General features: G+C 38.2%; 20 protein-coding genes, 1 rRNA gene and 1 CRISPR repeat array. Of the genes, 10 read left to right on the plus strand and 11 right to left on the minus strand.

What is annotated here, in order from left to right; translation table 11 throughout:
- The 4 genes from C8270_RS00005 to C8270_RS00020 form a co-directional block, all read right to left on the minus strand.
- Positions 1 to 212 (minus strand): 16S ribosomal RNA (locus tag C8270_RS00005); the annotation flags it as partial.
- Between the two features lie 877 nt (positions 213 to 1089).
- The gene (locus tag C8270_RS00010) at positions 1090 to 1809 is read right to left on the minus strand and encodes a 3-ketoacyl-ACP reductase (protein ID WP_106494537.1); all 720 of its coding nucleotides are present in this window, start codon (positions 1807 to 1809) and stop codon (positions 1090 to 1092) included.
- Positions 1810 to 2006: 197 nt separating this feature from the next.
- The gene (locus C8270_RS00015; protein ID WP_106494538.1) at positions 2007 to 2258 is read right to left on the minus strand and encodes an aldo/keto reductase; all 252 of its coding nucleotides are present in this window, start codon (positions 2256 to 2258) and stop codon (positions 2007 to 2009) included.
- Complete coding sequence (locus C8270_RS00020) at positions 2255 to 2413, minus strand: hypothetical protein (protein WP_158701533.1); 159 nt, start codon at positions 2411 to 2413, stop codon at positions 2255 to 2257. Before C8270_RS00020 ends, C8270_RS00015 begins: the two co-directional genes overlap by 4 nt.
- 236 nt (positions 2414 to 2649) lie before the next feature.
- Between C8270_RS00020 and C8270_RS00025 the strand changes: the two genes are divergently transcribed.
- The 3 genes from C8270_RS00025 to C8270_RS00035 all read left to right on the plus strand — a co-directional run bounded on the left by C8270_RS00025 (position 2650) and on the right by C8270_RS00035 (position 5071).
- The gene (locus C8270_RS00025) at positions 2650 to 2982 is read left to right on the plus strand and encodes a hypothetical protein (protein WP_106494540.1); all 333 of its coding nucleotides are present in this window, start codon (positions 2650 to 2652) and stop codon (positions 2980 to 2982) included.
- Positions 2983 to 3317: 335 nt separating this feature from the next.
- Complete coding sequence (locus C8270_RS00030) at positions 3318 to 3887, plus strand: cupin domain-containing protein (protein WP_106494541.1); 570 nt, start codon at positions 3318 to 3320, stop codon at positions 3885 to 3887.
- A 404-nt stretch (positions 3888 to 4291) separates the two neighbouring features.
- Entirely contained in the window at positions 4292 to 5071 is a 780-nt protein-coding gene (locus C8270_RS00035) for a SurA N-terminal domain-containing protein (RefSeq protein ID WP_106494542.1), read from the plus strand.
- A gap of 127 nt (positions 5072 to 5198) precedes the next feature.
- On the opposite strand, the gene C8270_RS00040 is transcribed toward C8270_RS00035, so the two are convergent.
- Entirely contained in the window at positions 5199 to 5687 is a 489-nt protein-coding gene (locus C8270_RS00040) for a hypothetical protein (protein ID WP_106494543.1), read from the minus strand.
- Between the two features lie 484 nt (positions 5688 to 6171).
- On the opposite strand from C8270_RS00040, the gene C8270_RS00045 reads away from it, so the two are divergent.
- The 3 genes from C8270_RS00045 (at position 6172) to C8270_RS00055 (ending at position 9059) form a co-directional block, all read left to right on the plus strand.
- Positions 6172 to 7413, plus strand: a complete 1242-nt coding sequence (locus C8270_RS00045; RefSeq protein WP_106494544.1) for an aminopeptidase — start codon at positions 6172 to 6174, stop codon at positions 7411 to 7413.
- A 246-nt stretch (positions 7414 to 7659) separates the two neighbouring features.
- Complete coding sequence (locus C8270_RS00050) at positions 7660 to 8430, plus strand: SDR family NAD(P)-dependent oxidoreductase (RefSeq protein WP_106494545.1); 771 nt, start codon at positions 7660 to 7662, stop codon at positions 8428 to 8430.
- A 425-nt stretch (positions 8431 to 8855) separates the two neighbouring features.
- Positions 8856 to 9059 carry a hypothetical protein gene (locus tag C8270_RS00055; RefSeq protein ID WP_106494546.1) on the plus strand — a complete coding sequence of 68 codons (204 nt, stop codon included), beginning with the start codon at positions 8856 to 8858 and terminating at the stop codon, positions 9057 to 9059.
- Between the two features lie 849 nt (positions 9060 to 9908).
- Here C8270_RS00055 and C8270_RS00060 read toward each other — a convergent pair.
- Positions 9909 to 11576, minus strand: a complete 1668-nt coding sequence (locus tag C8270_RS00060; RefSeq protein WP_106494547.1) for a DUF2207 domain-containing protein — start codon at positions 11574 to 11576, stop codon at positions 9909 to 9911.
- A gap of 294 nt (positions 11577 to 11870) precedes the next feature.
- On the opposite strand from C8270_RS00060, the gene C8270_RS00065 reads away from it, so the two are divergent.
- Positions 11871 to 12560, plus strand: a complete 690-nt coding sequence (locus C8270_RS00065) for a hypothetical protein (protein ID WP_106494548.1) — start codon at positions 11871 to 11873, stop codon at positions 12558 to 12560.
- A 292-nt stretch (positions 12561 to 12852) separates the two neighbouring features.
- On the opposite strand, the gene C8270_RS00070 is transcribed toward C8270_RS00065, so the two are convergent.
- Positions 12853 to 13470 (minus strand): hypothetical protein, encoded by a 618-nt coding sequence (locus C8270_RS00070; protein WP_106494549.1) that lies wholly within the window; start codon positions 13468 to 13470, stop codon positions 12853 to 12855.
- Between the two features lie 161 nt (positions 13471 to 13631).
- Between C8270_RS00070 and C8270_RS00075 the strand changes: the two genes are divergently transcribed.
- From C8270_RS00075 to C8270_RS00085, 3 genes are all read left to right on the plus strand, one after another.
- Positions 13632 to 14189 (plus strand): hypothetical protein, encoded by a 558-nt coding sequence (locus C8270_RS00075; protein WP_106494550.1) that lies wholly within the window; start codon positions 13632 to 13634, stop codon positions 14187 to 14189.
- 184 nt (positions 14190 to 14373) lie between these two features.
- Positions 14374 to 15246, plus strand: coding sequence for an AAA family ATPase (locus C8270_RS00080; RefSeq protein WP_106494551.1), 873 nt, complete (start codon positions 14374 to 14376; stop codon positions 15244 to 15246).
- Positions 15247 to 15261: 15 nt separating this feature from the next.
- Positions 15262 to 17181 carry a vWA domain-containing protein gene (locus C8270_RS00085; protein ID WP_106494552.1) on the plus strand — a complete coding sequence of 640 codons (1920 nt, stop codon included), beginning with the start codon at positions 15262 to 15264 and terminating at the stop codon, positions 17179 to 17181.
- A gap of 219 nt (positions 17182 to 17400) precedes the next feature.
- A CRISPR array of direct repeats spans positions 17401 to 18952; the repeat unit is 36 nt; unit sequence GTTTCTCTATACCAAAAACTGAGATAGTACCAAAAC.
- A gap of 33 nt (positions 18953 to 18985) precedes the next feature.
- Here the strand turns inward: C8270_RS00085 and C8270_RS00090 are convergent.
- From C8270_RS00090 to cas9, 4 genes are all read right to left on the minus strand, one after another.
- Complete coding sequence (locus C8270_RS00090) at positions 18986 to 19942, minus strand: hypothetical protein (protein ID WP_106494553.1); 957 nt, start codon at positions 19940 to 19942, stop codon at positions 18986 to 18988.
- On the minus strand, positions 19939 to 20247 hold the full coding sequence (cas2, locus tag C8270_RS00095; protein WP_199794622.1) for a CRISPR-associated endonuclease Cas2: 309 nt from the start codon (positions 20245 to 20247) through the stop codon (positions 19939 to 19941). The genes C8270_RS00090 and cas2 overlap by 4 nt, the downstream gene beginning before the upstream one ends.
- A 4-nt stretch (positions 20248 to 20251) precedes the next feature.
- On the minus strand, positions 20252 to 21151 hold the full coding sequence (gene cas1 / locus C8270_RS00100) for a type II CRISPR-associated endonuclease Cas1 (RefSeq protein ID WP_158701534.1): 900 nt from the start codon (positions 21149 to 21151) through the stop codon (positions 20252 to 20254).
- A gap of 155 nt (positions 21152 to 21306) precedes the next feature.
- The gene (gene cas9 / locus C8270_RS00105; RefSeq protein WP_106494556.1) at positions 21307 to 24501 is read right to left on the minus strand and encodes a type II CRISPR RNA-guided endonuclease Cas9; all 3195 of its coding nucleotides are present in this window, start codon (positions 24499 to 24501) and stop codon (positions 21307 to 21309) included.
- Positions 24502 to 24645 lie beyond the last annotated feature (144 nt).

Raw genomic sequence — 24645 nt, forward strand, 5'->3', positions numbered from 1 at the left:
CCTCATGCGAGAAAAAGTATCATCCGGTATTAGCCTCGGTTTCCCGAAGTTATCCCGATCTTACAGGCAGGTTGCCCACGTGTTACTCACCCGTCCGCCGCTCGATCCACAAGCATCCGCCCGAAGGCTTCAGCAAGTTTCACGCGCTCGACTTGCATGTATTAGGCACGCCGCCAGCGTTCGTCCTGAGCCAAGATCAAACTCTCCAAAAAATAGATGAGCTTTCTTGCTCTAAACTTGACTAGCATTTCGTTCTTGACATAATGATTGTTTTGTTCAGTTTTCAAAGATCAAGTCATCGCCATCTTTTAGCGACAGTTATATATTATAGCAAACTATTTCGTCTGCGTCAATAACTTTTTACTGATTTATTTTCGATCAAAGTCATTTTTTAAAGCGACAATAAATATCTTACCACGTTATTAAACTTAAAGTCAACCATTTTTTTAATTCCCTAGATTTTCTTCAGTTGTTGTGGTAGATATATAATTTAGCACAAAGTAGACAACTAGCGCAATACCACGACACTACCAATTATAACCATTTTATTAGAATCGTTTATCATCCTATGTTTTCCGCTCAGTTAAAGTTCATTATCGTTTTCCGCCAAAAGACCCTACTTCAGGGAATATAAAGGGTAAAGTTCAAGGAGTAAGTGGGAGGTGAATGATAACCGAAAATTACCATGAACAAAGCTAGCCCCTTGATCGCAAAACGTAGGTTAATTTGGTAATCTTGAATTACAAATCAAAATACCAAAGCAGAGCTACAATACGAAAGAAGCTAGTAATATACATGATACCACTAAAATGCAGGTTTAAACGCATCAAGAAAATTGCAGTGACAATTGCGGATAGGGATATCTAAACTTTGATAATTGGCATGATTACCTATTCCGTGGAGACAATTAGCAAACAAATGAAATAACGATTTTGTTGAGCAAATAATAGAAATTATTACATGAAGGCCAACTGTATCACTCAGGAGCTAAGGTATTTTTCCGCGAGTGCAGGGACAACGAAACAAACTGGAACAGATCGTCGACAAACAACCTGTCCCCATCTCACTTTCACCTGCTTTATAAAAACCCTAAAACGGATTCGTCGCCCAAATTGCCGATGTCTTAATAAACGAGCGTTGTTCAAGTTTAAGCAGACTTGTCATATATTCAGCTAAGTCTTCTGGTTGGGTAAATTTTTCTGGATCTGGCTGATTAGAATTCTTCCCTCGTGTAAAGTCTGTTTCAACAAGACTTGGTGTGAATACACTTACGCGGATATTATTGCGCCGAACTTCTTGCATCAACGATTCGCTTAGGCCGATAACAGCAAATTTTGAAGCACTATAAGCACTTGATCCTTCTGTTCCTTTCAATCCGGACATAGAGGAGATATTAATAATGTCACCACGGTTTCGCTTAATCATGCCTGGCAAGACTGCTTTTGTAACGTACACCATTCCCATCACGTTCGTATCAAGTACATTTTTCCATGTTTCAATTGAAAGTTCTAGGAATGATCCGCGTGCTCCAATCCCTGCGTTGTTGATGAGAATATCGATGGAGCCCAGCTGTTGTTCGATTTTGTCAACTGCCTGTTGAACTTCCGCTTCATCCGCTACATCTGCAGCAGCCGTTATAAATGTTGCACCTAATTCAGTCAGTTCAGTTTGAATCGTACCAAAGCTCTCTTCTGATCTAGCAATTAAGCCTAATTCTACGCCTTCTTTCGCAAGTTCCAATGCCGTAGCTCGCCCAATTCCCCTGCTTCCACCTGTAATCAATGCCTTTTTTCCTTGTAGTGATTGCATGCTTGAACATCCTTTCTTTTCTATTTCGTTACAACAACTATAGCATAATCATAAAATTTCCTAAAAAATACAGTCCCTTAAAGTTTTGAAATTACCCTATACATTTGCGAATGATGCCGAGGTGCTTACAAAAATAAACCTTCCAAATCATTTGGAAGGTTTATTTTTTCCGATAGACACCATAAATAGGGCCGTTATTAAATACTCTTTTCCCAAGCTCCCTTGATTTCAACACCTGTTGCCTTTGCTAACGCTTCTAAGTCTTTTATTTCTTGGTTAGATAAAACAACATCAGCAGCTGATAATGCGCCTTCAACATGTTTTGCTTTGATAACGTCGATAATCGATACAGTTCCTTTGGCAATGGCCCAGGCTATCGCAATTTGCGCAGGATCAACACGATGGTCTTCACCAGGATCCCATATATAAAAAGCAAGACCAACCCTCATGATTGGTCCTGTTTGTCAGCCCTTTTCTGCTTATCGCTTTGATCCGGCTTAGGTTTTTGATGTTGTTTTGTGATATCATCATTCATTCGTAAAGTTGAAGAATCCAAATTATTATTTAATGCTGCTTCTTCATTGAGTCTTTCTTCTTTATCCATGTCTATGTTCCCTCCAATATATTTAATTTGCCCTTTGATTTTTATAAAATGTATCATTACGAACAAGGGTATCTCCTCATGTATCAAAAGCGAACCCCAAGCCCAAATACTATTAGGGAAGACTATCGAGCGCAAAATTGACATTTAATCGTGAAAGTAAGTATAGTAATTTCTAGATAATATTGAATCGAGCATTAGCAAGATCCTGAAAGAACGGAACCTTGGGAGGTAAAACAATGGAAGACACTATTTCGCTAAGCGCTTTGAAAGCTTTGGTTGAAAAGAAAATGAAGAAAAAGATTCTCGTTAAAGTAATGTGGAATGACAATGAAAAGATAACGTTATTCATTACGCCAAATATGAAAATCAACTCCTTTATATATGATGAAAAAGAAGGATATTTGTTTTACGACCATGAAGGAAAGCCTGTCGGATCTGAAATCCCGTGTATTCTGCCGGAAAAGGTATTCGTAAACGGAAAAATAACTATGGAAGCAATTCAGGATAAGCGATTAAGAATTAACAATCAGCCCTTATCGAGCGAAGATATACAATTTTTAGGAGAATAGCATTTGTAATCATACAAAGCAGTCTCTACCTATTTATCCTTTCAAAAGGAACCTCCCTTAATTTGGTAAGATTTTTATTAAGTAAATGGTATCACGACAACCCGTGACACTTTCACAATTGCAAAACAAGAAACGAGTTAACGGTCGCTCGCGCATATGAAAACAGGCTCCGCTTTTCCAGCAATGGTTATTCACGTACGTTTCATGGTTTATCAATACGAACTGTGACTTGTAGGTGCACAGCTAATAACTCCCGCCCCCCTCCAAAAATCCCCGTACATTCACCCAGCATTTCGCATAGGATACTGTGATAAACCTGAAAGGAATGAGCAAGTATGTACTATTATCCTTACGTACATCCATATTCTTATTACGTTAACGTACCAATGTATAACTATGGAAGACAGCCTGGGTACTGGGGGTATCCGATTGAATCAGGGTATACTGAAAGACAATTTGGTCATTTGCCACCGTCGCATAATAATGAGCGAAAAGATTATGGGAGCGAACCTTTTGTCGTAAATATAGAAGATGCCGCCGAGCAAAATAATACATTCCGTACCGCTTTATGGACCGGAAAGCACTTACAGGTAACATTAATGAGTATTAATGTTAGAGAAGATATCGGGTTGGAAGTTCATCCAAACATTGACCAGTTCCTGCGTATTGAAGATGGTCAAGGGGTCGTACAAATGGGAAATGCAAAAGATAATCTATCTTTTGAACAAAACGTTTATGAAGATGATGCGATTATGGTTCCCGCTGGTACATGGCACAATGTTATCAATAACGGTACGAAACCTCTCAAACTTTATTCAATCTACGCGCCGCCCGAGCATCCATTTGCTACTGTTCACACAACAAAAGCAGATGCAATGGCTGCTGAGGAAAATCACGGTCATTAGTAGCAATGGCGTTCTTAAGAAAAAAGCATAAACTAAAAATAGGGGTCCAATTGCAAAACGATTGTTCCCCCTATTGTTATAATAGCATTTAACCTAAAAAAACAACTATTTATCACCAATTCCCAATGTACATAAACGTGTTTTCTGCATATTTATTGACGCTTTATAACCGCCATATATCTTCGCTTTAACCATGTAAAACGTTATCGGAACTCGTCACAGTTTTTATATACTTTTTCCACATTTACTGAAATCTTTGGCTATATGTTTGTTGTAATCCCTTCATAACAACGAATAAGCATATTACAAAAGTGTGAAATCATGCTTTTTCCATATAACCGAGAGCTTTACAACCAATTCTAATTTGTTTACAATAGCCACTACTTAATGAAGGGAGAATGATAATGAGTAAAAAATGGTTGTTAAGTTTATCCTTCTTACTGATCGTATTTGTAATGGTTGCATGTAGTGACAACGGTGATGACTCAGCTGAAGATAATAAAGAAGAATCAGAAACACAAGAGCAAGCGTCGCCGGAAGATGGCACTGAGGCGAAAATGCCCAAACCTAACCTAGAAGACATTCCTGATGTTGTTGCAGAAGTTAATGGAAAAGAAATATCAAAGGAAGAGTTCGCAGCCACATACAAAGGGCAATTTCAACAGGCTGCAATGCAAGCACAGATGAGTGGACAAGAAATTGATCAAGATCAATTAAAAAAACAGATTGCGGAAGGGTTAATTGGTCAGGAACTTGTTATACAAGAAGCTGAAAACAGTGGCCTCGATGCTTCTGAAGACGCTGTTAATGAAACATTAGATAGTCTGGTAAAACAAAATGGACTTGAATCACAGGATGACTTCTTTGCTGCTCTAGAAAAACAAGGCACGCCGAAAGAAGATGTAATGTCTCAGGTTGAAACACAAGTAAAAGTAGACAAGCTTATTGCTAGTAAGACTGGTGACGTTGATCCAACCAAAGAAGAGTTACAAGAAGTTTATGATGAATATACAGCCCAGCTTGAGCAAATGGGTGGAAAAGATGGCGAAGAACAAGAAATTCCATCCTTTGACGAAATGAAACCAGATCTGATCGAACAAGTGAAATCTGAAAAAGAATCAGAAACATATCAAACACTTGTCAAAAAACTTCAAAAAGATGCAGACATCACGAAAAACTTGTAATAGGAAAACCAGGTCCGAATCAGTAACAGATTTGCTTTGCTAGGTGAAAACAAGGCCTAGAGAAATTTTTATCTCTAAGCCTTGTTTTTTTATATCGTTGTTCAACTAAAGCAGTTAGTAATTAAGTTTATTGTTGAATAGGAATATTTTTTTCAAAAGAAAGCCCTAAATATCTATAATTTATTATAACCTCATTTATTTCTTTTCCGTTGATAATACTCAAACCATAGCTTTCATCATTTTCAGTAGCGGTACCATTATTCACCTTTTTTAACTGTGATGATGGATCAGTATTTGGCTCTATAATCACATCTTTAATGTTTGTAATGCCATACTCTTTCTCCTCACCGCCAAAATTATCAGCTACAATAAACCCTTTTAACGGATTGCTTAACTGAATTTTTTTATCCAATGGTTCTTTATTATTATTTACTAATACACCGTTAATCTTTACATTCATAAACCCTTTATTTCCTATACTTATAACTATGGATTGTTTATCCTCTGATGAACCAATTGTTCCGCTGACCAATGGTGGATTCAATTTAATAAAAGAAAAAAATCCAATTGATATAACAGCAATAATTAGTACTGAAATTATAGCTATTTTTTTCAATCCCTTACACCACCTTTATTTGCGAAATACCATTAAAAAACGATTTATTCTAACCTAGCACAATTTACTTATAATTTAAATAACGTGTGAATTAGGATTAGTTCATCAGGATAATACAAATGACAAACGTATTATATGTCCACTGCAACATTTTTTGCTGGAAAAGGGTATAGTTGCATTTGAAAATCCCCTTCACTATACTAATAGTGCGTGTTCAAAAAGGAGGATAAAAAAGACCGCGTCGGCTAAGTCCGCTGGCGTCCTGCCAGCAACGCCGACACTAGCACGTCCTGTGCGTCGAAAGTTCGAGGCGGCGTAGCTTTGAGTACCGGAACGAGCTTCCACAGGATGTGGTGACTTCAACGTTCGACACAGGACGTGTCGGTAATTAGTTGAAGTTCCCCTTAAGGATGTGTCATTTTTACCGGACTTTTTGAGCAACCTCTAATATCGTCACAACCAATAAATTAGGAGGTAATAAACCATGCAACCTAACTTCAATGAAAACTTGAAAAAATATGCCAAGCTGTTAGTCGCAAAAGGGCTTAATGTTCAGGCCGGCGATTGGGTGAAAATGACCATTGCAGTTGATCAAGCTCCACTGGCACGTTTGATCACAAAAGAAGCTTATGAACTAGGGGCTGAAAAAGTGATCGTGAAATGGTCTGATGACGAAATCACGAAAGAACACTACATACATCAGTCCGAAGAATTGTTGACCAACATTCCAAAATACCAAATCGAAGAATCCGAAGATCATGTATTGAATCATCGTGTCTGTCGTCTTTCCATTTTATCCAGTGATCCAAGCCTATTGAATGAAATCGATCCTGCTAAAGTTGCTGCTTATCAAAAAGTTGCCGGAAAAGCATTCAAAGCACAGCGCATTGCCACACAAAATGATGATTTGAAATGGACCGTTGCCGCTGCAGCTAGTCCTGGCTGGGCAAAAAGCGTTTTCCCTGATCTAGCAACTTCTGAAGAACAAGTCGATGCTTTATGGGATCAAATTTTCAAAACATGTCGTATCTATCATGATGATCCTGTTGCTGTTTGGGACGAACATAAAGAAACACTGAAGGAAAAAGCGACAAAATTAAATGACATCCAATTCGATAAGTTACACTACACAGCACCAGGCACAGATTTAACGTTAGGCTTGCCAAAGAACCATATTTGGGCAAGTGCGGAAAGTTACAATCCAGATGGTGTCGAATTTATCGCTAATATGCCGACGGAAGAAGTCTTCACGGCGCCTGATACACATCGTATGGATGGTGTGGTTCGCAGTACGAAGCCGCTAAGTTATGCTGGTACATTAATTGAAGGCATCGAAGTACATTTTAAAGATGGAAAAATTGTAGATATCTCTGCTGAAAAAGGCAATGAAACGATTAAGAAATTGATTGATGATAACGAAGGTGCAACAGGTCTAGGTGAAGTTGCACTCGTTCCAGATCCATCCCCGATTTCCCAATCAGGCATTACGTTCTTTGAAACATTGTTTGATGAAAATGCATCCAATCACTTAGCAATCGGTGCAGCTTACCCAACAACAATTCAAGGTGGAACAAAAATGAGCGAAGAAGAATTACTGAAACACGGCATGAATGTTTCCACCACCCACGTTGATTTCATGATTGGCTCCGACCAGATGGATATTGACGGCATCAAAGAAGATGGCACCGTTGTTCCGATTTTCCGTAATGGGGATTGGGCGATTTAAGGCTTTTATAACGCCCTATCAGACCTAAGAACAATAGCGAAGTCCGCTCGTCAGTGTTACTGATGAGCGGACTTTTTAACCTAAGAAGAGCATCTGTTTCTCCCCCAAAATATTTTCCGACTATATGTAATTCACACATTTAATGTTTTACCTACTATGCAAAGGGAATAGACATATATAGGCAATAATTACTATAGATGGTAATTTTTCACATGCTTAAATCTTTTAGAAAGGAAGTAAGATAGTATGGCTAAGTTAGATGGAAAAACAGCAGTAATCACTGGTGGTGCTGGTGGTATCGGTCAAAAAACAGCGGAGTTATTTTTAAAAGAAGGCGCAAATGTGCTGCTTGTCGATATGAACCAGGATGCTTTGGATAAGGCCAAAGCAAACTTACAGGGATTCGGTGAAGTTGCAGTTGCAAAGGCAAATGTTACAGATGAAGCAGATGTGAAATCATATGTAAAAGAAGCGACAGATAAATTTGGATCGATTGATATATTCTTCAACAATGCGGGTATTGAAGGTGAAGTTGCCCCAATGACCGAACAGAAATTGGAAGACTTCCAGAAAGTAATGACCGTAAATGCCCAGGGTGTATTTCTTGGCCTCAAGCACGTATTGCCCGTCATGTCGGAGCAGAAAAGTGGTAGTGTGATTAACACATCCTCCGTTGCGGGTCTTGGCGGATTTCCTGGACTTTCTCCATATGTAGCGTCAAAACACGCGATTGTTGGGTTATCTAAATCAGCTGCCGTGGAAGTAGCAGATAAAGGTGTACGTGTTAACTCCATTCACCCCGCACCCGTAAATACACGAATGATGCGGTCTATCGAAAAAGGGCAAGACCCAAATGATCCGGAAAATGCAAAAGAAGAACAAACTAGTAGCATTCCACTCGCTCGATATGGCGAAACAGAGGACATCGCTAATCTTGTCCTATTCCTTGCATCCGATGACAGCAAATTCATCACCGGCGCACAATACCGCGTTGACGGTGGTATGGGAGCAAATTAACTAGCAAAAGAAAAACTGTGTAGCGGGAAAAATAGATTTTCCCACGTGCACAGTTTTTTAGGTAATTAGAAAGAACAACCAGTCGAGATTACCATTGACCTCATTTAAAAATGGAAATTAACTCCTGCACCAAAAAGCAAAAGTCTTAACAGCACCAAAAAAAAAGGGATATACACTCTTTATCCCTACCCCATATTCTATTTTTCGTATACAATGATTACATAAACGGAACAAATGTATGTACACGATTTATAACATCGGTATTAAAAATTGAGAAAGAAAACTAACAGGAACAATCAAATTATTTCATTTATGTCATACATGTTTTGGTCAAAAAGTACTTGGACTTTTGTGCTAATTCATTTTTTATATATTTTTTTCTCTTATTATTTTATCTATCCTATATTTTCAAAAGGAGTGATCCTATGAAATTCGGAATCCGCAAGCCCAGCTTAAAAAAGCGAATCTCTTCCAGAACCAGTATCAAACGTCAAATGATTCATCGAACAGGATTAAAAATGCCACGTGGCAAAGGATGGATGCGTAACCCCAAAAAATATGCTTATAACAAGGTCTACAATAAAACTTCCTTTGACATTTTTAAATTGCTGAAAAAGCTCTTTAAATAGGTACGAAGGGAAATTCCTCATTCATTAAGGCTGTCTTCGTAAACTTTGTTGCTTTTTAACTTCGTATATGAAGGATTATGTGCAATAACTAGAAATCAAGTTCGGAGCTTTGACAACCGCTACGGGAAAACACTACGCTTTCCGCGGGCACGGCTTCAGCCTCCGAAGCGGAAAACCGCCGCTTCGAAGTCTTCAGACACGTGCTGGGGCTGCGCTAACTCGCCCCACCGAAAACCATTGTTCCCGCAGGAGTCTACGTGTTTTCCCTTCGCTAGTAGGTGCTATTACTTGATATACATGCTATATCTACACAAAAATTAGGGAACTTCTACTAGCGGAGTCAGAATACGTAGACTCCTTGAAAATACAGTTCGATTTTCTGCGTGCGATGTAACGCTGCCGAAGCATCCCTTGTCCTATGGGAACAGCACGAGTCCGAAGACCCCGCAGGACAAGGAAAACTTCAGTGGTATTACATCGCACGCAGAAAAAGTGGTTTTCTTTTTCAAGGAAGCGCTCTTTGCTTCCGAGGAGGCTGAGGCCGTGCCCATGAAAAGCGAAGTATTCTGACGGAGCGAATCCAAGCACTCATATACCATTGGAACGGGAAGAAAGTGTCACCAAAGAGAGCTTCATTACTGCGCATTATATAGCTTATGTGTCATAAACAACAAATGTTTTCAGTGGGACGAGTAATCGCAGTCGCAATCCTTTAGAAAACAGCCTTCATTAAAGACTTCCCTATTCAGCATCAGCAAAAAACACTGCAAGGACTTACCCTACAGTGTTTTCTCTATTTTATTCTCAGAGGGATTGTTATCATCGTTAAAACTGCAACAATCCCTTTCACTAAAACGCACCGGATCCACCGCCGCCTCCACCAACACCAGCTCCTCCACCTGGAGTGCCACCAGTTGGGGAGGCTGATACCGTATTGTTCGCCTGATCAAAGTTGTTACTGGCGGATGTTGCGATTACCATAAACAACAACATATCGGAATTACTGGGACTGGCCGCAAATAGTTGCTCATTTTTCTTCTTGATTTGCCGATCATTCGTCCCAATCCCGTAAATGAAAGCACGTTTTTGGTCATCATCCATTTGCTCGTTCCATTCATCAACACCCATTTGCTTGTATTTCTCTTTAAAGTCCTTCCATTGATGACTAATTTCTACGCCTTTCATCGTTTTAGGTCGATATAATATTGCGAATACGATTAACCCAAAGAATAGCAAGCCTGAAAAGACCATCCACATATACAGTTCATGGATCCCAAACATTATGGCTGCTGGCACTAAAGGAATACTCGATAGACCAATCCATACACGCATTTTTGTCTTTTTCTCAAATAAGTGATAACCTTTGACTTCTTCTTGTACCGCTTGTTTCCATGCTTCATAATCCTCTTGGTACCTGGATTGGTTGGATTCATTTTTGGTGTACTTCTCCAGGTCCTTTAAATGAAATACTCCATTTTCTCCGATCGTATCAAACAACCAATGGATTAAGTCACTTTCATGATTATGGTCCGTATTGCGATGCACAACACGGAATGTATTCTCATCTTCCCGTTTCACATAACCTTTTCGAACCAAATCCATTAGCGCCACCGTCAGCCCTTCTGCTCCTATAATCCCCGAATGCATAAAGGAGATTGTCGCAGGTATGCTCATTTCTGCTTTCGGTATGAAGGAGGCAGTCGGAATTCGTCGTTCAATTTCCATGTCTATTGCGCGTTTTTTTCGACGTGCAAAAATACAAATTATAAGGAAATAAAACGCAAAAATGCCAATAATGTATGGGGCTATATTTGCTAAAAAGCTTTTCCGTTCCTCAAATGCAGCCTGTTTTTCTTGCAGATCTGTTTTTGCCTGCAAGATTTCCTCTCGCATTGGTTTATCTTCCGTCATTGTTGCACCTGGAAAAAGCGCTGCGTCATAAGCGACATGAATATTGCCGTTTGATCCCGCTGGCACCTCCCCCATCGCAAAATGCACAACACCATTTTCTTTTGTTTTTGCTGTCTGAAACGCCTCTTCATCGCCAAATGCAATCACATCATCTGTTGATTTCGGTGGGTGAACGTATACATCGAACTGCTCATAATCCGAATCATTGCCTTCATCAAAAAATGGCCAACTAAACTGCGCAACATCTGAATAGAGCTCGACGCCATTTTTGATTGTATAACTTACGTCGATGGTAATCCGCTCATCCTTCCCCGCACGATAAATTTTATATTCATTTTCATCCTGTTCTACGTTTAAACTTTTTCCATCTTCCGTCGCCTTCACGTTGACAATTTGCGTCTCTTCTTTAGGAATCAATGTTCTTGTTATACCGTTAAACTCACCATCGAAGGAGTATGTTTGCGTTTCGGTCACATCTACCGTTCCATCCTCCTGCATGAACGCATCAATTTTCATATTTTCAATGGAATATTCCATCGCATGTGTTGTTAGTGGAAAAACTGTAATAGAAGTAATTAATAGGATAAGTACGAGTATTTTTTTCATGGCGAATCCCCCCCTTCCATTTAATTATACGTAAAAGAATGTGAATAAGTTTCACAGAGTTGGTCGCCTACCTGTTGTTTTTGTACACGGATTAATCATTATTTATGCTACGATAGCCATAAGTTATTAGAACAATCGGGAGAAATTCGCATAGAACATTATTTTTCATTTTGAAGCCTATAGTTACATTAGATGAATATAAATTGCGTAAGGTGTGAAATCTGTTTTTAGCCATGTGAATGTATTATTTCCCAGGACAGGGTAGCGAGCAGAAAATTGAGGAGGATTGATGGAATGAGAAGATTATTCTTTATTCTGGCTTTACTAAGTCTAGTGGCCTGTGATATGAACTCTGACACTTCTGAAGTAGTCATCGATTGGGTTGATTTTGTAAACATTGATGGTGAACAATATCAGGGCCTTCATACGGTGAAAATTGCGGACAGCCGTTTCATTGGTGCGGAAATCGGGCAAGTGGACTTTAACGTTGATGAAAATATTTCCAATCCAAGTTATAAGCCTAAGGATGGGGATGCGGCATTTTTGGAAAAGGGAACAAAATTATATCAGGTAAAAGACATGCCAAACCTTCTTGCTGTACATGATGAGCATGAGATCAATGGGTACAAGATCTATCAGAAGGAGGAGTCAAAAGCTAACTGGAATTATCAACATATGAACAAAGACACCATCGAGAAGATCGAAATTTATGAAGGCTATACCAATCCAAAACCGCTTCATATTATATCAGGGCAAAAGGAAATAGACAGATTAATTCAGTTGCTTGATGAAGGAAAAACAAGCAATGACTTTTCCCCGGACATATCAGAAGGTGACCCTGTCATGTATCAGATGGTATTCTATCACGATAAACCAATTAGCTATCAATTTACATTGCAATTTGATGGAGATGTGTGGTTTTGGACTCAGGAGCATTTACAAATTGTTGCCGATGAAATTGGGGACATTGTACTTGCTCCGTAGAGTGCGCGACTTTCTCCGGCTTGTGCGCGACTTTCCTCGGCCCATGCGCGACTTTTATCGGTCCGTGCGCGACTTGCCCAAAGAAAAGCTCTCCTCTCAATTGTGAAAAGTAGCGGAAGGAATCCAATTAACCAGAAACCATCTCCCTCTACCATACAATCGAAATAAAACGAAATTAGGTGGCATCAAATTAGAAAAAAGTTTTAAATTTTTTAGAGTAGCTTGCGTCCGCCGATTAAATGAATTCAACAGCTGAACTATCTCTTTTTTATTATAATCCATCTTACTCCATTCATTCTTCTTCAATATACGCCGCTAACGTTGCAGCTGAAAACTGCCCCGCAATCCCGCTTTTCCCAAGAAAATAAGCAACTATTTCACCATCCGTTAACCCCAGCTCCTTCAAGCCCCGTGCTATCATCGATAAATAGGCTGCTGATGGTTTGTTACATGTTGTTTGATCCATCGGTGTGTTAGCTGTAAATGTAAACATTGGAGATCCGTCTTTCTCGCCAAGGTAAACAATTGATCCATACCAGCCGTCCGTTACCATTTGTCTACCCATCCGAATTACCTGTTGCAAATCAACTTGCAAGCCTGGCTGATTATTTTCTTGTGCAACGACTTCTAAGAATTGTTCAGACGTAATCAAGTATTTCCGTGCCAACGTTCGTTCCTTCTCAACCGGGCTATCTCCAATAAAAGCAACCCCACCATCGCCCCATTTGCTACGTTCTTTGGCAAAATACAGTGGATATGGTAACTCTGCCATTTCACTCCTTTTCGGTGCAGTTTTATCCGTACATCCCCGTTCCTTTAGTGATGAACCTTTTGGGGTATCACCAAAAATATAGCAAAGAAAGCGGTCCTCACAAATATTCGAACCATAGCTCACATACCAAACATCCATTAATAACCCCTCCTGTAAGGCTATCGTTTTGTATATTTTCTTCAAAGCCAATTTTATCAATATTATATCGCACAAATGAAGTAATTCCAGTTTTAAAGGAGGACTTCATTGACTACTCTGTTTCTTCCATATAGTATGAAAAATAAAAAGGAGTATTTTTTATGAAACGCATTATCCTACTATTAATTCCAGTACTTTTCATTATTGTTACCGGGTGCAGTGACGATTCCTCATCCGCAAATTCCGAGAATGAAATTGTTGATTCACAAACTGCAGAAAACGACAGTTCAGCTCAAAAGAATAACGATGATCTTGACAATGATGAATCAACCACGGATGGTAGTCAGGCTGAGGAAGATACTAACGAGCCAGATTCCAATAGTCAATCAACATCTACGGAAAACAATACAAATGATAGTTCCGTAGACAATGATACAAATGATCAACATGCAGAAACAAATGCAGATTCCGAAACTAACGAAACGAATGACATACATATCTCATCCGGAAGTTCTGCTATTAAATACTTAAAACAGCAATTGGAAATGGACAATGACGATATCGTATTCGATGATATGGGTGGAACACTGGAGAAAGATGAAACAGGATCGTATTATACGATAAAACTTGTTTCAAAATCGCTGGTAGAAGATGGAGGATCAGGAACAGCAGGGCTATATAAGGTTTATCAGGATGGAAGCTATCAGTCAAAATATTAATCTAGGCCGTTAATATCCATCATTTTTTCAAAAGCGAGTTATCACCCCAATTCCTAGTATTCAAAAGTGATGATAACTCGCTAATTATTTGCAGGAATATTATTCATCCCCACCATTCCCCTTCCAATCCTTTGCCTTCCCTCCCCACAACCTTTACAATGATCATTGTGAAAGGAGTCTATTAATGAACACGAACTATGATCTACCTGAAAATATAAAAGAACTTTTACAAGCAACCAAACGAAATGATGACACATTGCAAGATCTCATCCGACAAGGCGGCTATGTTCCACCACATATTGATCTCGTCATCGATGCCATTTCCGCTTTAAGCATGGGGAAAAATATTTTGTTAAAAGGTCCGACTGGCGCTGGGAAGACAAAATTTGCAGAAACGTTATCTAATTTGTTTCAACAACCGATGTATAGCATTAACTGTTCCGTCGACCTTGATGCAGAAAGCTTAATGGGTTTTAAAACATTAGGATATGAAAACAATAAACAAATGATCGAATTTGTCCCTGGTCCAGTGACAAGTGCGATGAATCATGGAACGTTTTTATATATTGATGAAATTAATATGGCCAAACCGGAGACATTACCGCTCCTGAATGGTGTGCTTGACTACCGGAGAACAGTTACCAATCCGTTTACAAATGAAATCATGACAGCAGAAGCAGGCTTCAATGTGATTGCAGCGATTAACGAAGGCTATGTTGGTACCGTCCCACTGAATGAGGCCTTAAAAAATCGTTTCATCGTGATTGATGTTCCATATCTAGAAGGTGAACAGCTTAAACAATTAATCCAAACGAACACAAGGCTGACCAATGAAACGACTATTGACCTTTTTGCCAAATTGTCTGCAGATCTCATTCAAGCTGTATATCAGGGGAAATTGTCTGAAGACGCCGCATCGATTCGGGCATTGCTTGATGCTTGTGATTTGAGTACAGCAATTCCCGCAAAACGTGCTGTTATTCGGGCAATTGCCGATAAACTAGAGGAAGAGCGAGAACGAGAATTTGTGAACAATATCGCAGACACCCTCTTTTAGAAAGGAGCATTTCGGATGAAGGGCAACCGGTGGATTGATACGAACATCGATACGAATCTTTTTCTGCAACTACAGGACCTGACGACAGTGTTATCCGGAAACGCTGATTTAGCTTTTGAGTACACATACGGCTCGTCTATCGATATCATCGATCATAAAGTGACAGGCAGTAAGATTTGGGATATGGACAAACTTGAAATTAAAGAACCTGGCTATAAAACGGATGTCTTTTTACGAACGATCGGGACATTAAATCAAACGCACATTCCGTCGATGAAAACATATTTAAAAGATATGAACGAATCAAAGTTACCTAAATTCGGCGTCCAACTTGTCACACTGCTAGAAGATATCCGGTTGGAGGAAATTATTAAACGAGCAAGACCAGGTACAAAACGTGATTTTGCCATCCGAACCAATTATCTAAAACATTATTTCACAACACAATTAGCTACCAATGTAACAAAAAGCTATGCCCTTGATGAGCTATTTTGCCTAATCTATCTATTACTGCAAACCGATCAGCCCGACCCTGACTTTCCTCAAGCAAATCATATACAACTTGAACATTTGGAAAATCTGAAACCATTACTATACGCCAGTTTTGAGGCAAAAAAGTCAGCAGATATCGTACAGATTGCACAACAAATTGTATTTTTACTAACGGATCAGTATAAGGACATGATGAATGATTATTTCACGTTTCCTATTTCGCATATCGAGGCCTACACGAGGAATACGTTATTTGATGAATTAACCAGAACCGACGAGTTGGCAAACGATGATGTGGAAGAGGTAAATGAAGAAAACAGCGAGTATTTTGATCAGCCGTTTTCCACCTGGCACAGGGAAAACCAAAACAGTGACCGGAAACAAAACTTTCTCCAATTTGAATTAGAGGTTGGTACGAAAACAAACATCCGTGGAGGAGCAGCACGAGAGACCGAAGACGCGGATCAAGCGATGGGAAGCGTTCAAGGCACCTCCGGAAAAAGTAAACAGAACGACTATTCCGATCTAGAATCACTGGAAAAACAGGAGGATAAACAAGGAAAGGACACAAGCGGAAGTATTTATGGTGTGGAAAATAAGTATGCTGTTGCAATTGAAAAAAATGCTAAAATGCCGTCTGAAGCAGATATGGAGTTATACCGGCAGTACGTCCGTGAAATCGATCCATTCAAACGAAAGCTTGCTGCTACAATTGAAAAAACAATGGAACATAAAAAGAATGCCCCACGAAAGGATTTAGCTATTGGAAGACTTTCAAAAAAACTATTGCCACTTGTCATTGATGAGAACCCCAGAGTATTTTATAAAAAAAGTCAGGAGTCGAGTGACATTGATGCTGTGTTCACCTTACTAGTCGATTGTTCTGCCTCGATGCACAATAAAATGGACGAAACCAAGCGTGGGATTGTATTATTTCATGAAGTATTAAACCAATTGAAGATCCCCCACTCCATCATCGGATTTTGGGAAGATGCCAATGAGGTAATGGAAAACTATCAGCCAAATTATTTTCACCGAGTTCATTCTTATACCGACTCTTTTTATCAAAACGACGGAGCCAACATCATGCAACTGGAGCCGGAGGAAGATAACCGAGACGGCTTCAGCATTCGCGTCATCACGAAAGAATTAGTAGCCAGAAGAGAAAAGAACAAGTTCCTGCTCGTCTTTTCCGATGGTGAACCGGCAGCGTCTGGATATGATCAAAATGGGATAGTCGATACGAATGTTGCGGTGACCGAAGCACGTAAAAAAGGTATTGACGTCATCGGTATGTTCCTAGCAGATGGTGAGATTGATGAACATGAGGACGCAACAATGAAAAATATTTACGGGAAAGAACGTTTAATGATCCCAAGTGTTGCTGAGCTTCCAGAGCAGTTTGCACCGTTGTTGAAACGATTGTTGATGAAAGTGATTTAGGTGGGCGGTTGCATACACTGTCCACCTAATTGTTGATAGTTTGATTAACAGAGACGTTGACATAATAACAAAAAGGAACTGACGATGGTGGCTCCTTTTTAAACTTATAAATCATTTTATACATCAGATCAAACAACAACGGTTAAAAAATAGATAGAAAGAAACGATATCACCACTTATGCTAGACTGTATATATTAAGTTACAGGTGTTGCGTGACAATTTTTCTATACCAAAAACTGAGATAGTACCAAAACAAAGGCTTGTACAAGTGATGCGCGATATAAGTTTCTCTATACCAAAAACTGAGATAGTACCAAAACAATGTTGCTATGGGTTGATCTATCTAACTGTTTCTCTATACCAAAAACTGAAATAGTACCAAAACTCCTTCGTCTAAAGACGTAAACACATGAATGTTTCTCTATACCAAAAACTGAAATAGTACCAAAACAAAACTGACCATTATACTCAACTCTATTACGTTTCTCTATACCAAAAACTGAGATAGTACCAAAACCTGGTAAAATACCTAATCCTAACCTAGTTAGTTTCTCTATACCAAAAACTGAGATAGTACCAAAACAAAAAAGGTGACACACTGGTAGTAACTAAGGTTTCTCTATACCAAAAACTGAGATAGTACCAAAACCTTGAATCCAATTATGATAAGCAAGGCAATGTTTCTCTATACCAAAAACTGAGATAGTACCAAAACGGTCAATTCGGTGTTATTTTCTAACGCTTGGTTTCTCTATACCAAAAACTGAGATAGTACCAAAACGCAATGATTTGGATCAACCGCATAAAAATCGTTTCTCTATACCAAAAACTGAGATAGTACCAAAACGGAGTTGCGTAAAGGTGACGTGCTGATTAAGTTTCTCTATACCAAAAACTGAGATAGTACCAAAACATCACCCATACCTTAATGCGTAATGACCTGGTTTCTCTATACCAAAAACTGAGATAGTACCAAAACGTGTGTCTATCGGATACCGTCTCATCAATAGTTTCTCTATACCAAAAACTGAGATAGTACCAAAACGATCTTAATTTCCGATTCATCACCAGATGAGTTTCTCTATACCAAAAACTGAGATAGTACCAAAACCTTTTTATATGGCTTATGATGTAAATCACAGTTTCTCTATACCAAAAACTGAGATAGTACCAAAACAGCGTTTGACAAGGGTTGAAACCAAGCTAGGTTTCTCTATACCAAAAACTGAGATAGTACCAAAACCTTTTTATATGGCTTATGATGTAAATCACAGTTTCTCTATACCAAAAACTGAGATAGTACCAAAACAGCGTTTGACAAGGGTTGAAACCAAGCTAGGTTTCTCTATACCAAAAACTGAGATAGTACCAAAACAACAAAGGACCCTGATATGCGATACACGGAGTTTCTCTATACCAAAAACTGAGATAGTACCAAAACAGGTCAGGAAAGAAGGATTTTAGCCAATCGGTTTCTCTATACCAAAAACTGAGATAGTACCAAAACCTGTTTCATCGGCACTTTCGGCAAATGTAGTTTCTCTATACCAAAAACTGAGATAGTACCAAAACAATGTTAAACGAACAACAAATCAATTCAACGTTTCTCTATACCAAAAACTGAGATAGTACCAAAACAGGAAACACCCGAAGCATCAAAAGCGGTTAGTTTCTCTATACCAAAAACTGAGATAGTACCAAAACCATTGCGTATTGTTAATCCATCAGACGCGCGTTTCTCTATACCAAAAACTGAGATAGTACCAAAACCTCAAAATTTGACCATGGTCTTCGCTTTCTAGCTTATCTATAGCTCATCATAAATTTTCTGAGGTTTGGCTTCAAACCTTGAATATCAATGTTTGAACCTATATTTAAATTATACAATATAACATGAATAATTGTAACTAATAACTCAAAATCGTTTGTGGATAAGTCCTTTAAGCTGTCCATGAAATTAAAGTTATCCACACAGTCTAAAAGTATTTCTTTTGCTTGATCATATATCTCTTCAGAACAATGAAATGGCAATTCGTTGATAACTTTGTATTTCATTTGTTCAAGTAACGCATGATTAATTATTCTCCCTTTGCAATAATAATTCACACTACCGACATGCAGCTTTTGAGTCACGAATAAAAATTTATAACCTTTCTCAACAGCTTTGTTCATTAATGCAGTAAAGCCATTTAATTCACTATCTGATGCATAAATTTCCGGCAATTCGACAATAATTAATGTTTTTTTATCAAATGGTTTCTTCAATAAGATGCGCAAAAGCAATTTTTTCATTTCAATCGGAGATAACCCAGTCTTTACTGGTCTAAAGGATATAAAATCTGTCATCTTCTTTTCACTGAATGGCATCAGTGTACTTATTATCCCCCATTGCTTCAGTTGCTGATTCAACAATTGCAAATCTTCTTCTAACTGTTTCCATACATCCTGCAATTCCTGGAAGAAAGGAGAATAGGCTATTTGTTCTGCAGCTGCACTTTGAATATCTTTCAATGGCGATTTTGCAGTGATTTTATCTAGTTGAACTTGTGCATCGAATGGGATATAAAAACAGTGCCAATCATTCTTACTAATAGGCTGACCGTCTTCAAAAATCTTTACACCGGAATGTTTATTATTAAAGAAATCATCAATTGAAGTAATCAGATGATGCCAAACTAAATGTTGTCCAGACAAAGTAGTTCTATTATCAATCTCAATTTCATAATCACAATGGTCATTAACAATATTCCATAATTTCATAGTATCACCACCGGGTCTTCTGTTATTGTTTCTTCTTGTATCGTTTTTCCGCCAACTAAAATCAGCATCTTTTCATACTGTTTGTTCGTAACACCCATAATACGGATAGATCCTCTAGCAGGTAGATTATTCCGAAGTCCCTGTGTATATTGTTCCATACTAATCCGATTCGGGAAAATTTTTACATAAACAGAAAATTGTATCATACTGAACCCGTTATTGATTAAATATTTACGAAACCTTCCATAGATTCGTCTCTCTTCCTTCGTATTCATCGGCAGGTCAAAAAATAATAATAATCTCATAATCCTATATGGCGATACCATGTTCAGGGAACACCAGATACCCATTGTTATTTTCATTCATTGATTTGATGAATGATTGAATAAAAAGATCAATAGCATTTAAAACGGTTTGATTTTGACCACCAATTGTTATTTTTGCACTGAGACGACGAATCAATAATTGCTTCATTTCCAAGGTAAGATATTCTTCCCGGTCAACAGCCATTGCAACCCAAACATCAACTACTGGCCGGAATACCTCCATACAATCATCCACCAAATTAAACGCATTAAACTGGTTTCGGTGTCCAACTCCAAACGCTGGATGGAGCCCGTACGCTACCACTGTTCTAGCAACACATGCACGTAATACAATATAACCGTAATTCAGTGCAGCATTATATGAATCTATTGACCCTCGTTCTCTATGAAAAGATTTTCCGAACAACTCATTGAAGTATATTTTGGCCGCGTGCCCTTCCCGATTATCACTATCTTCAAAATCCACTTGGTTAGCCAAGTTTCTTAAGCGCTGTATTACCTGAAAATCTTTGTTCAAATACTCCAAAACGGAGGCCTGATTTCTAATTTTTATCTGGATGATTTTTTGCCACATCTTTCCCTTTATCTGATTATCCCAATTAATTTGTTTGTGTAACACACCGTATACGCGGTAATGGCTATACAAGCCAAGGGAGAAAACGTTTGGATGATGGTTTTCATTGCAAAAGATTAATAGAATATGATACTCTGTTAACTTGTTCATCAATCTCCCCGTAACAACTGTTCTGATATTGTCCACAACGATAGTATGAATGTCTGACAATGGAATCAAAACCTCTTGTTCGCCCTTAACCACTTTCAAATTGTCGAGATAAAGCTTTAGTTCCTCAGAATCTGCGACATAAACAATTCTCCAACTCAAAATAAGCCCTCCTCCATTTGTGAAAAGGGCTCTAAAATAGGAAAAGCCCCAAATAAATGGGGCTGAGTTCGGGATAAACCCTTGTTTTGATAGGTTATCCCAGTTTTGGTATAGAGACGATATTTAATATCGTAACTACATTTTACCCCATTCAGTCACAATTGTAAATAGTTCTTGAATAATTCTTTTTCAACTTTATAAGTATTGCCTAAAATATCAACATTATACTTATTTATATGACTGAATGTGGAAGGGGCAAATGTCCCCTCAACTTGCTTTTCTTTCCGCTTATAAATGTAGTCAACTTCAATTTTATTTTGCCTAGGGTTGGTATCCCCCCTAAACACTCGAATCATTTTTTCATCATCTTTTACAAATGAAAACATATCATTCTTGTACAAACTAAACTGAAATTCATAAGTATCATCTATCTTTTTATAACTTCTCTGTTTTTCTTCATTATAACGTTCCATATCCAACACAAATCGATCTCCTTGCTGCTTAAACCAATGATATGGTACACCAAGATACTTGTATTTTCCTTCATCATTTTGATAGATATCCACCCTGACGCCTTTTATGCTTTTTAAGACAACATCATTTTTTGTTCCAGGGTAATTTTGTGAAATATCCATATGCACGCCTAGTTTAAGATCATAATACTTAAGAGTCTTCACAGGGACTTTCCCATCCTTCATTATGTACCCATGTTCTTCATAGTAAGCTTTAAATGGATTATCCGAGGTTTTATATTCTTTTATCACTTTTTGAACCGTCTCCATAACCTCAGGATTATATTTGGAAATGAAAAAATCATCCGGTTTCTTTTCTAACCTTTTTAATAGTGGTTTAACCTGATCTTTGTTAAGACTGTAGATATCCTTAAACTTACCAATAGTATACTTCTCACCACTTTTTTTACGAGTACCGTAAATCGTTTGGTTCGACAGCGACCGGTTTGCCTTACGATCCACCTTATGTGAGTATTTCACTTCGGACTCATAATTGCGCAGCTTACTTAAAAATGTGATAAATCGTTTATCAAACAACTTCTCATCTTCCAGAATCTCTCCTGTCTCTCTATCAACAACTGCTCCAGTGTCATCCATATCAAACTTATTGAAAAATTTAAAGATAGGCATTCGGCCAATCGCGGCAACAATTAGGGCGTCAATGGCATGATGTGCATAGCTTTCATCACGGTCTTTATTCAACCGAGCATGCCTTCTCAAAGCAGCAGTGAAAGACCCTCTAATGGATAGTACAGTAGTATCCACATCATTTGCCTTAAAAAAAGAACGTAAATTCATCGAGAAACTGCGCATTGCATATTGCGTGTCAACAAGATTTCGATTAATAAATTCTTTCTGCAGTTCCTCATTGTATTTTACATCTCGCATCTCCAGCAAATAGTCTTTCTTTTTTCTATTAATGCCCTTGCCCTTGAATAAATTGAGTACATCCACTTTAAATTCTTCAAACGTACGCGGCCCCTCTCCAGAAATAAAATACTGGTATGGTGTACTTTGTCCTTTCTTTTGATTTTCACTACGGAGACACACAACTTTGTTTGCCTGACTATCATCAAATGAAATAGATACCGGAATAATGTGGTCAATCTCAATTAATGTTGGATTATTAACCACATCCCATGGACTGATCTGCTTTGAGTTACCAGAATAGATACATTGCCAATTCTGCTGTTTTAGTAATTTTAAAGCAAGATGCTGTTTGCTGTTCAGTTTTAATTCAGCAAGTGATTTTACGCCAAGCAGTTTTGCCATTTCCTTTTCAAACTTACCTGCTTGCTTTTGAAAATCCTTATAGTTTTTTCTTTGTTCATCGCTATTTTTTTCTCTAGCAGTTTCCACTACAATGGAATGCAATTCTCCATACTTTTCTCTTACTGCATTAACTATTTTAATTGCTTCTCTATGTGCACGTTTTGCTACAGTGCTTAAAATCGCGGTATCGTCAAATGAAATTTTCCCTTTGTTCTTGTTTCCAGCCAGTCTTTTTTCTTCCAGACCAAGTTCTGAAAATAATTCCATTTGATTTTTATTCGTATGCCATAAATCGTTCATCACTAAATCCATCGCTTTTTTGGAAAGTGCATGATACCCTGTGAAGCTGGTTGATTCTTTAAATGCGTCAATTATTCTTCCTGTTGTTTCTGCGTCAAATGCTGTTAATAACCCGTTTAGTTTTGTCTCACGACGATGATAGGCTTTCTCAGCTGTAAGAATTTCCGCAATGTTGTCCATCAAATCGATATCCTCCAAGATTTCAAATGGCAGATTGTTTCCTTCTACTATTTTTTTAATTTCCTTATAACCTTGGAATTCTGTAAATAAAGGTTTATCACCTTTGAGATCTACTCTACATCCAGAGACATCTGCGTCATTTGGATATCCCTTGTACTTTAAAATTTGTTTTAACGTAATGTTCTTGCCTTTTTTGATCAAGTTTTCTATCAAATAACGTTTGTCTTCATATGTCAAATATTCTCCTTCAATTTGTAGTTTGTTTAAATCTCCGCTTAGTAAGTTAAACAAATCAGCAGTAACTGATTTTTTGGCAACACGAAGTTCGTTAGGAAAATAAGTACATTTCCCACGCATTTTATCAATCATCGAAATTTCCTCAATCTCTCCATTGTCATTGATAAAAAAAGACCCATATGGTGTGGGAGACTTTCTTGACCCTGGACCTTCATAATATTCCCTTCTTTGCTCAATCAATGATAGGTAATTCGCTATAAATTCGTCATTATCAATTTCTTTATGTATCCCTCGCTGTTTATTAATTATAGCGCTAGCTTCATCAAGATAATCTTTTGTTCGAAACCGGTTTTGATGACTTCGGATTTTCTCCCCATTTTCTTGCCGTTCTAACTGTATTTCACAGACAAATTGATTAACCAAAAGTTTTTTGTTTTTGGCAATCTGCTGCTTGGTGGATAACTCATTATCATTGCCATCCTTTTCATTTTCAGGAGAGTCCAAAATAGTTCCTCTCATTTTAATAAGATGATATAGTGCAGCCGTCAGTGCCTCGTTGGTAACAGAATGATAGATGGCATCATATCTAGCTTGATAAGGATCAATGTTACCAATCCCATTTAGCGGTAAATCATAATTGGAAAACAACTCCTTCGCCCGTTCAAGCCGATGTGCTCGTCTTCTTTTTAATCGTCTTGAACCCCTAAATGACCTTCTTTCCTCATTTGCATTCCTTCCTGCTTCTTCAAACAATCGTACACCTGCATCAATAATTTCCCCTGAATCCTGGTCAAAGACACCCCAGCCAACAGAGGATATACCGATGTCTAGTCCCAGTATTTTTTTCATAAATAGACCATCCTTTGATTTTTAAATTTTCATTCTTTAATACTGGTACTATTATACTACAATTTTATATTTTGCCAAAAGGGAAACGCAAACATTGGTTCTTTAATGCTCTGATGATCATAGTGCTGATAGATAACGATGTAT

The organism is Lentibacillus sp. Marseille-P4043 (assembly GCF_900258515.1).
Classification (GTDB): domain Bacteria; phylum Bacillota; class Bacilli; order Bacillales; family Amphibacillaceae; genus Lentibacillus_C.

Bases quoted from the DNA above. Each gene is read 5' to 3' on its own strand.
- C8270_RS00010 (WP_106494537.1), bottom strand. From the start codon at position 1,809: ATGCAATCACTACAAGGAAAAAAGGCATTGATTACAGGTGGAAGCAGG.
- C8270_RS00015 (WP_106494538.1), bottom strand. From the start codon at position 2,258: ATGAGGGTTGGTCTTGCTTTTTATATATGGGATCCTGGTGAAGACCAT.
- C8270_RS00020 (WP_158701533.1), bottom strand. From the start codon at position 2,413: ATGGATAAAGAAGAAAGACTCAATGAAGAAGCAGCATTAAATAATAAT.
- C8270_RS00025 (WP_106494540.1), top strand. From the start codon at position 2,650: ATGGAAGACACTATTTCGCTAAGCGCTTTGAAAGCTTTGGTTGAAAAG.
- C8270_RS00030 (WP_106494541.1), top strand. From the start codon at position 3,318: ATGTACTATTATCCTTACGTACATCCATATTCTTATTACGTTAACGTA.
- C8270_RS00035 (WP_106494542.1), top strand. From the start codon at position 4,292: ATGAGTAAAAAATGGTTGTTAAGTTTATCCTTCTTACTGATCGTATTT.
- C8270_RS00045 (WP_106494544.1), top strand. From the start codon at position 6,172: ATGCAACCTAACTTCAATGAAAACTTGAAAAAATATGCCAAGCTGTTA.
- C8270_RS00050 (WP_106494545.1), top strand. From the start codon at position 7,660: ATGGCTAAGTTAGATGGAAAAACAGCAGTAATCACTGGTGGTGCTGGT.
- C8270_RS00055 (WP_106494546.1), top strand. From the start codon at position 8,856: ATGAAATTCGGAATCCGCAAGCCCAGCTTAAAAAAGCGAATCTCTTCC.
- C8270_RS00060 (WP_106494547.1), bottom strand. From the start codon at position 11,576: ATGAAAAAAATACTCGTACTTATCCTATTAATTACTTCTATTACAGTT.
- C8270_RS00065 (WP_106494548.1), top strand. From the start codon at position 11,871: ATGAGAAGATTATTCTTTATTCTGGCTTTACTAAGTCTAGTGGCCTGT.
- C8270_RS00070 (WP_106494549.1), bottom strand. From the start codon at position 13,470: ATGGATGTTTGGTATGTGAGCTATGGTTCGAATATTTGTGAGGACCGC.
- C8270_RS00075 (WP_106494550.1), top strand. From the start codon at position 13,632: ATGAAACGCATTATCCTACTATTAATTCCAGTACTTTTCATTATTGTT.
- C8270_RS00080 (WP_106494551.1), top strand. From the start codon at position 14,374: ATGAACACGAACTATGATCTACCTGAAAATATAAAAGAACTTTTACAA.
- C8270_RS00085 (WP_106494552.1), top strand. From the start codon at position 15,262: ATGAAGGGCAACCGGTGGATTGATACGAACATCGATACGAATCTTTTT.
- C8270_RS00090 (WP_106494553.1), bottom strand. From the start codon at position 19,942: ATGAAATTATGGAATATTGTTAATGACCATTGTGATTATGAAATTGAG.
- cas2 (WP_199794622.1), bottom strand. From the start codon at position 20,247: ATGAGATTATTATTATTTTTTGACCTGCCGATGAATACGAAGGAAGAG.
- cas9 (WP_106494556.1), bottom strand. From the start codon at position 24,501: ATGAAAAAAATACTGGGACTAGACATCGGTATATCCTCTGTTGGCTGG.